9 protein-coding genes are annotated in these 6,892 nt (G+C 68.3%); 7 read left to right on the top strand and 2 right to left on the bottom strand.

The window, feature by feature from the left end; all coding sequences use genetic code 11:
* Window positions 1-734: ATP-binding cassette domain-containing protein (locus tag C665_RS17320; RefSeq protein WP_004324321.1), on the top strand; the 734-nt coding region annotated here is incomplete at its 5' end.
* A gap of 159 nt (window positions 735-893) precedes the next feature.
* On the opposite strand, the gene C665_RS17315 is transcribed toward C665_RS17320, so the two are convergent.
* A complete protein-coding gene (locus tag C665_RS17315) occupies window positions 894-1,445 on the bottom strand; it encodes a cob(I)yrinic acid a,c-diamide adenosyltransferase (protein WP_004324319.1) in 552 nt (183 codons plus the stop codon).
* 122 nt (window positions 1,446-1,567) lie between these two features.
* On the opposite strand from C665_RS17315, the gene C665_RS17310 reads away from it, so the two are divergent.
* From C665_RS17310 to C665_RS17285, 6 genes are all read left to right on the top strand, one after another.
* Window positions 1,568-1,831, top strand: a complete 264-nt coding sequence (locus C665_RS17310) for a ribbon-helix-helix protein, CopG family (protein ID WP_004324317.1) — start codon at window positions 1,568-1,570, stop codon at window positions 1,829-1,831.
* Window positions 1,812-2,228, top strand: a complete 417-nt coding sequence (locus tag C665_RS17305; RefSeq protein ID WP_004324315.1) for a type II toxin-antitoxin system VapC family toxin — start codon at window positions 1,812-1,814, stop codon at window positions 2,226-2,228. The genes C665_RS17310 and C665_RS17305 overlap by 20 nt, the downstream gene beginning before the upstream one ends.
* A gap of 1 nt (window position 2,229) precedes the next feature.
* Complete coding sequence (gene alaS / locus C665_RS17300) at window positions 2,230-4,851, top strand: alanine--tRNA ligase (protein ID WP_004324313.1); 2,622 nt, start codon at window positions 2,230-2,232, stop codon at window positions 4,849-4,851.
* 208 nt (window positions 4,852-5,059) lie between these two features.
* On the top strand, window positions 5,060-5,302 hold the full coding sequence (locus tag C665_RS17295; RefSeq protein ID WP_004324311.1) for a type II toxin-antitoxin system Phd/YefM family antitoxin: 243 nt from the start codon (window positions 5,060-5,062) through the stop codon (window positions 5,300-5,302).
* Window positions 5,303-5,304: 2 nt separating this feature from the next.
* Window positions 5,305-5,691 carry a type II toxin-antitoxin system VapC family toxin gene (locus C665_RS17290; RefSeq protein ID WP_004324309.1) on the top strand — a complete coding sequence of 129 codons (387 nt, stop codon included), beginning with the start codon at window positions 5,305-5,307 and terminating at the stop codon, window positions 5,689-5,691.
* 16 nt (window positions 5,692-5,707) lie between these two features.
* The gene (locus C665_RS17285; RefSeq protein WP_004324307.1) at window positions 5,708-6,112 is read left to right on the top strand and encodes an FKBP-type peptidyl-prolyl cis-trans isomerase; all 405 of its coding nucleotides are present in this window, start codon (window positions 5,708-5,710) and stop codon (window positions 6,110-6,112) included.
* Window positions 6,113-6,128: 16 nt separating this feature from the next.
* On the opposite strand, the gene C665_RS17280 is transcribed toward C665_RS17285, so the two are convergent.
* Window positions 6,129-6,892 (bottom strand): ion transporter (locus tag C665_RS17280; protein WP_004324306.1); only part of this gene is annotated, 764 nt, incomplete at its 5' end.

The following is a 6,892-nucleotide window of genomic DNA, read 5'->3' as shown; positions in this document are numbered from 1 at the left end:
GCTACGCCCTGGTCGGCCCGAGCGGCGCGGGCAAGACCACGCTGCTGCGCCTGCTCGCCGGGCTGGACGCGCCCATGGCGGGTGTCCTGTCGATCGACGGCGAGGCGGTGCCCGCAGCCGCCACCGCGGCGGTCGTCGGCGAGCGCGTTCCCAGCGCTGGCGGCTTGCCGAGCGACGCCGGGGGGCTGGCGGCGATGCCGGCGCGTCTGCGCCATCTCGCCACCCTGATCCCGCAGCAGGCCGAGATGTTCGACGGCACGCTGGCCGAGAACCTGCTGCTCGGTGCCGGTCGCACGCCCGAGCGCATCGAGGCCGCGCTGCATGCGGCGTGCGCAGACTCCGTGGTCGAGGGCCTGGCGCAGGGGCTGGACACGCGGGTGGTGGAGGGGGGCGCGAACTGGTCCGGCGGGCAGCGCCAGCGCCTCGCGCTCGCCCGCGGCGTGCTCGCCGCCGCAGGCACCAGCCTGCTGCTGCTCGACGAACCCACCAGCAGCCTGGACCCGGAGACCGAGGCGCGCGTCTACCAGCGCCTGTTCGCGCATTTCCCGGACGCGGCGCTGGTGTCCTCGGTGCACCGCCTGCACCTGCTCGATCGTTTCGACGAGGTCATCCTGATGCGCGCCGGCCGCATCGAGGCGGTCGGCCGCGCCTGGGAGCTGGCGCAGAGTTCGGCCTTGTTCCGCGAACTCCTCGCCGCCCAGGCGGTGAGCGGAGAGGAGGCGTCGCAGGGGTGAAGCCGGGGAGCGGCACGCGCTGCACCCCGTCCGGGCGCGCCGGCATGAGCGACGCCCGTCGCGATCGGGCGCTTCCGGGGCGGAGGCGCGGATTCCAAGCGCCGCAATCGCGACTCGCGTCGCTCCTACGAGAAACGACGTGGCTGCGGGAGGCGGCCCTCAGGCATTCTTCCGCTTTTGCCAAAGCACGTCGCCGCGGCCGCCGGCGCGGTTGAGCACGCGGCCGAGCACGAAGAGGAGGTCGGAGAGGCGGTTGAGGTACTGGCGCGGGGCGTCATTCACCGACTCCTCGAGCGCCAGCGCCACCAGCGCGCGCTCGGCGCGGCGGCACACCGTGCGGGCGTGGTGGGCGTAGGCGGCGGCGCGGGTGCCGCCGGGCAGGATGAAGTCCTTGAGCGGCTCGAGCGGTTCGTTGAAGCGGTCGAGCTCTTCTTCAAGGTGCGTCACCTGCTTGCCGGTGATCATGCTCATGCCCGGGATGCACACCTCGCCGCCGAGGTCGAAGAGGTCGTGCTGCACGTTGGTCAGCAGCACGCGCACGTCCTCGGGCAGCTCCTCGCACAGCAGCAGGCCGATGATGGCGTTGGTCTCGTCGACCTCGCCCAGGGCGTGGATGCGCAGGCTGTTCTTGGAGACGCGCTTGCCGTCGCCCAGGCCGGTGGTGCCGGCGTCGCCGGTGCGGGTGTAGATCTTGGAGAGCCGATTGCCCATGTTGTCCTCGTGTCCGGGGTGGTTGTCTTAACGCATAATTATAGGCGTCATGGGCGGAAATTGACTTCGATCGCAGCGCGTCATACGATGCATTACGTTGTGTAATACAGGAGGCCGGCCCCATGACCCTGTCGATCCGTCTCGATCCCGAGCTCGAGTCCGAACTCGCGCGTGCCGCCGCGCAGACCGGCCGCAGCAAGAGCGAGCTGGTCAAGGCCAGCCTGCGCGAATACCTCGCCCGGCTTGCGCCGCGCAAGACGCCCTACGAGCTCGGCAAGGACCTGTTCGGCGATCCGTCCGCCACGGCGGCGACGCTCGATCTCACCAGCAAGGACCGCGTCCGTAGCACCATCGTGGAGCGGCTGCGTGCTGAGAACGATCGCTGACTCCGGGCCGCTGATCGCGCTGTTCGAGCCCGCCGAGTGCAACCACGTACGCGTGCGCCGCTTCATCGAGAACTACGAGGGGGCGCTGCTGACCACCTGGCCGGTGCTGACCGAAGTCGGTCATATGCTCGGTCATTCGGTCGATCGCCAGCTCGCCTTCCTGCAATGGGTGGAGCGTGGTGGCGTGGAGGTGACGACCCCCGGCGCGGGCGCCGTCTCGCTGATCCGCCAGCTCTCCGAAAAATACCGCGACCTGCCGATGGATATCGCCGACGGGTCGCTGATCGTGCTCGCGCTCGAAAGTGGGGTGCGCGACATCCTGACACTCGACCGGGGCTTCGACGTCTATCGTCTCCCCGATCGCTCCCGATTCAACAACGTCCTGGCCACGACCTGACATGAAATCCGCCGAAATCCGCGACGCCTTCCTCAAGTTCTTCGAATCCAAGGGCCACCAGATCGTGGCCTCCAGCTCGCTCGTGCCGCACGAGGACCCGACGCTGCTGTTCACCAACGCCGGCATGAACCAGTTCAAGGACGTGTTCCTCGGCTTCGACAAGCGTCCCTACACCCGCGCCACCACCTCGCAGAAGTGCGTGCGCGCCGGCGGCAAGCACAACGACCTCGAGAACGTCGGCTACACCGCGCGCCACCACACCTTCTTCGAGATGCTCGGCAACTTCAGCTTCGGCGACTACTTCAAGCGCGACGCCATCGCCTACGCCTGGGAGCTGCTGACCGAGGTCTTCAAGCTGCCCAAGGACAAGCTCTGGGTCACGGTGTACGCCGAGGACGACGAGGCCTACGACATCTGGACCAAGGAGGTCGGCGTGCCGGCGGAGCGCGTGATCCGCATCGGCGACAACAAGGGCGCGCGCTACGCCTCGGACAACTTCTGGATGATGGGTGACACCGGCCCTTGCGGCCCGTGCACCGAGATCTTCTACGACCACGGCGACCACATCTGGGGCGGCCCTCCGGGATCGCCCGAGGAAGATGGCGACCGCTACATCGAGATCTGGAACAACGTGTTCATGCAGTTCAACCGCGACGAGCAGGGCGTGATGCATCCGCTGCCCAAGCCCTCGGTGGACACCGGCATGGGCCTGGAGCGCATCTCGGCGGTGCTGCAGCACGTGCACGCCAACTACGAGATCGACCTCTTCCAGGCGCTGATCAAGGCGGCGGCGCGGGAAACCTGCAGTGCCGACATGGACTCGCCTTCGCTGAAGGTGCTGGCCGACCACATCCGCGCCTGCTCCTTCCTGATCGCCGACGGCGTGATCCCGGGCAACGAGGGTCGCGGCTACGTGCTGCGCCGCATCATCCGCCGCGCCATCCGCCACGGCTACAAGCTCGGCGCGCGCGCCGCCTTTTTCCACAAGATGGTGCCCGACCTGGTCGCCGAGATGGGCAGCGCCTATCCCGAGCTGAAGGACGGCGAGCGCCGCATCATGGACGTGCTGCGCCAGGAAGAAGAGCGCTTCTTCGCCACCATCGAGAACGGTATGGCGATCGTCGAGGCCGAGCTCGCCGCGATGGAAGCAGCGGGCAAGAAGGTCTTCGACGGCGACACCGCCTTCAAGCTGCACGACACCTTCGGCTTCCCGCTCGACCTCACCGCCGACATCTGCCGCGAACGCGAGGTCACCGTCGACGCGCTCGCCTTCGATGCCGCGATGGCGCGCCAGAAGGAGCAGGCGCGCGCCGCCGGCAAGTTCAAGATGGCCGCCAACCTGGAATACGACGGCCCCGAGACCACCTTCCACGGCTACACGCTGCTGGAAGAGAAGGGCAACATCCTCGCGCTGTACAAGGACGGCGTCCCGGTCAATGAGCTGCTCGAGGGCGAGATGGGTGTGGTCGTGCTCGACCACACCCCGTTCTATGCCGAGTCCGGCGGCCAGGTCGGCGACCGCGGCGAGCTGCGCGCCGCCGCCGGCATCTTCGGCGTGGAAGACACGCAGAAGATCCAGGCCGCGGTGTTCGGCCATCACGGCGTGGTGCGCACCGGCAAGCTGGCGGTCGGGCAGGGCGTGGTCGCGCGGGTGGACGTCGCCGCGCGCGCCGCCACCGCGCGCAACCACTCGGTCACCCACCTGATGCACAAGGCGCTGCGGGAAGTGCTTGGCGCCCACGTGCAGCAGAAGGGCTCGCTGGTCGATCCCGACAAGACCCGCTTCGACTTCGCCCACACCGCGCCGATGAGCGCCGAGGAGATCCGCGAGGTCGAGGAGATCGTCAACCGCGAGATCCTCGCCAACGCCGCCACGCAGGCCGAGGTGATGGCGCTGGAGGCGGCGCAGAAGTCGGGCGCGATGATGCTGTTCGGCGAGAAGTACGCCGACGAGGTGCGTGTGCTGTCGATCGGCACGTCGAAGGAGCTGTGCGGCGGCACCCACGTGGCGCGCACCGGCGACATCGGCCTGTTCAAGATCGTCGGAGAGGGCGGTGTCGCCGCCGGCATCCGCCGCGTCGAGGCGATCACCGGCGAGAACGCGCTGCGCTACGCCCAGGAGCAGGAGCGCCGCGTGCAGGGCATGTCGGCGCTGCTCAAGGTCCAGCCCGACGAGGTCGCCGAGCGCGTCGCCGGCATCCTCGACAACGTTCGTGCGCTGGAGAAGGAACTGGCCCGCCTCAAGAGCAAGCTCGCGGCCAGCCAGGGCGACGAGCTGGTGAGTCAGGCGGTCGAGATCAAAGGCATCAGGGTGCTCGCCGCCCTGCTCGAAGGCGCCGACGCGCCGACCCTGCGCGACACCATGGACAAGCTCAAGGACAAGCTCAAGTCGGCCGCGATCGTGCTCGCCGCGGTCGCCGACGGCAAGGTCAGCCTGATCGCGGGCGTCACCGCCGACCACACCGCCAAGGTCAAGGCTGGCGAGCTGGTCAACTTCGTCGCCCAGCAGGTCGGCGGCAAGGGCGGCGGCCGCCCCGACATGGCCCAGGCCGGCGGCACCCAGCCGGAGAACCTGGCGGCGGCGCTGGCGGGGGTGAAGGACTGGGTGGCCGGGAAGCTGTAAGCGCGATCTTCAGCGCGGCGAGCGCGAGCGGCGCGCGTTTGCGATCCGGCCTTGCATGCAGGACGACGCCCGGCGATTGCCGGGCGTCGTTTTTCGAGACGGGCTCCGGCGCAGGCGGTGCCGTCGGTGCAATGGAGAATCCCGCGAACGCTCGTTTGCAGGAAAAGATTAGCCAGACTAGACTAAACAAGTGTCTGAGGAGGCCTCCATGCAATCCGTAAATATGCTGCAGGCAAAGTCATCCTTGTCCCGCCTGGTGGAGGCGATCGAGTCCGGCCGGGAGCGCGAGATCGTCATCGCCCGCAACGGCCGTCCTGCCGCGCGGCTCGTTCCGATGGAGAGCGCGTCCGTGGGGCCGCGCATCGGGGTGGCCAAGGGCAGGTTCGAGGTGCCCGACGACATCGACGCCAGCAACGAGGACGTCGCCAGGCTGTTCCTCGCCGGAGGCTGATCTTGAATCTGCTTCTGGATACGCATGTCGCGCTGTGGGCCATCACCGACCACCCCAGGCTGCCGCAGGCCGCGCGCGATCTGATCCTGTCGCCCAAAACGACGGTATGGGTCAGCGTCGCAAGCGTCTGGGAGATCGCCATCAAGCATGCGCTCGGGCGTGGAGACATGCCGGTGTCCAGCCGGGATGCCGTGTGCTATTTCACCGCCTCGGGGTATCGCCTCCTGGCGATCGAGCCCGAGCACGTCGTGGCGGTCGAGACCTTGCCCGCGCATCATCAGGACCCTTTCGACCGTCTTCTGGTGGCACAAGCACTGGTCGAGCCGATGCGCCTGGTCACGCACGATCGTTTCGTGGCGCTCTACAGCGACACCATCATCAAGATCTGAATCTCCGGAGTCCGACATGCGCCGACTGCTTTCCCTCCTCGCCCTGCTTCCCCTTGCCGCTGCGATCGCAGCCGGGCCGCAGACCACGACCTTGCCCTCGGGCGTCACCGTCGAGACCTACCGCGTGGGCGAGACCGGCGCGCCGCCGACGCTGGCCGACGTGGTGCGGGTGCACTACCAGGGCACGCTCGCCGACGGCAAGGAGTTCGACAGCTCCTACAGCCGCGGCCGCCCGGCGGAGCTGCCGCTGGAGGCCCTGGTGCCGTGCTGGAAGGAAGTGCTGCAGCAGATGAGGCCGGGCGGCGCGGTGCGCATCGTATGTCCGCCGGAGACCGCCTACGGCAGTCGCGGCGTGCCCGGCCGCATCCCGCCCGACAGCACGCTGAACTTCGTGATCGAGCTGCTCGAGGTCAAGCGCTGAGGCGGTCGGTGCCGCGTCAGGCGGTGGGTGGGCGCTCGCCACCGGCCCCCCGCAGCGCGGCCAGCTCGGCGCGGATCGCGCGCAGTTCGGCGACCACCGCGTCGTGGTCCACGCCGACCAGCTCGCGGGTCTGCTCCTGCTCCTCGTGTTCGACCGCGCTCATCGAATCGACCACGATGGCGATGAAGAGGTTGAGCACGGCGAAGGTGGTGAGCAGGATGAAGAGGACGAAGAAGATCCACGCGTAGGGATAGGCCTCCATGACCGGGCGGGCGATGCCCATCGACCACGACTCCAGGGTCATGACCTGGAACAGGGTGTAGAAGGATTCGCCGATGCTTCCGAACCACTCCGGGAAGCTCGCGCCGAAGAGCTTGGTGCTCATCACCGCGGCGACGTAGAACACGAGCAGCAGCAGGGTGAGCACCGAGCTCATGCCGGGGATGGCGCGCAGCAGCGCATTGACGACCTTGCGCATCGAGGGCACCACCGACACCAGGCGCAGCGCGCGCAGGATGCGCAAGGAGCGCAGCACCTGCAGGCCTTCGCCGGTGGGGGCGAGGGTGATCGCGACGATGGTGAAGTCGAACACGTTCCAGCCGCTGCGGAAGAAGCGCAGGCGGTAGACGTAGAGCTTGAGCGCGAGCTCGACCACGAACACCGCGAGCGCGGCGCGGTCGAGCGCGAGCAGCAGTCCGCCCGCCTGTTGCATGGCGGTGGGCGAGGTCTCGAGGCCGAGGGTGATCGCGTTGATGACGATCACCATGACGATGAAGCGCT

The organism is Thauera aminoaromatica S2, from assembly GCF_000310185.1.
Taxonomy (GTDB): Bacteria; Pseudomonadota; Gammaproteobacteria; order Burkholderiales; family Rhodocyclaceae; genus Thauera; species Thauera aminoaromatica.
This window is presented reverse-complemented; position numbering and strand designations above follow the sequence as displayed.

Excerpts from the sequence above, each read along its gene's own strand:
- C665_RS17315 (WP_004324319.1), bottom strand. The coding sequence starts at position 1,445 with ATGGGCAATCGGCTCTCCAAGATCTACACCCGCACCGGCGACGCCGGC.
- C665_RS17310 (WP_004324317.1), top strand. The coding sequence starts at position 1,568 with ATGACCCTGTCGATCCGTCTCGATCCCGAGCTCGAGTCCGAACTCGCG.
- alaS (WP_004324313.1), top strand. The coding sequence starts at position 2,230 with ATGAAATCCGCCGAAATCCGCGACGCCTTCCTCAAGTTCTTCGAATCC.
- C665_RS17295 (WP_004324311.1), top strand. The coding sequence starts at position 5,060 with ATGCAATCCGTAAATATGCTGCAGGCAAAGTCATCCTTGTCCCGCCTG.
- C665_RS17285 (WP_004324307.1), top strand. The coding sequence starts at position 5,708 with ATGCGCCGACTGCTTTCCCTCCTCGCCCTGCTTCCCCTTGCCGCTGCG.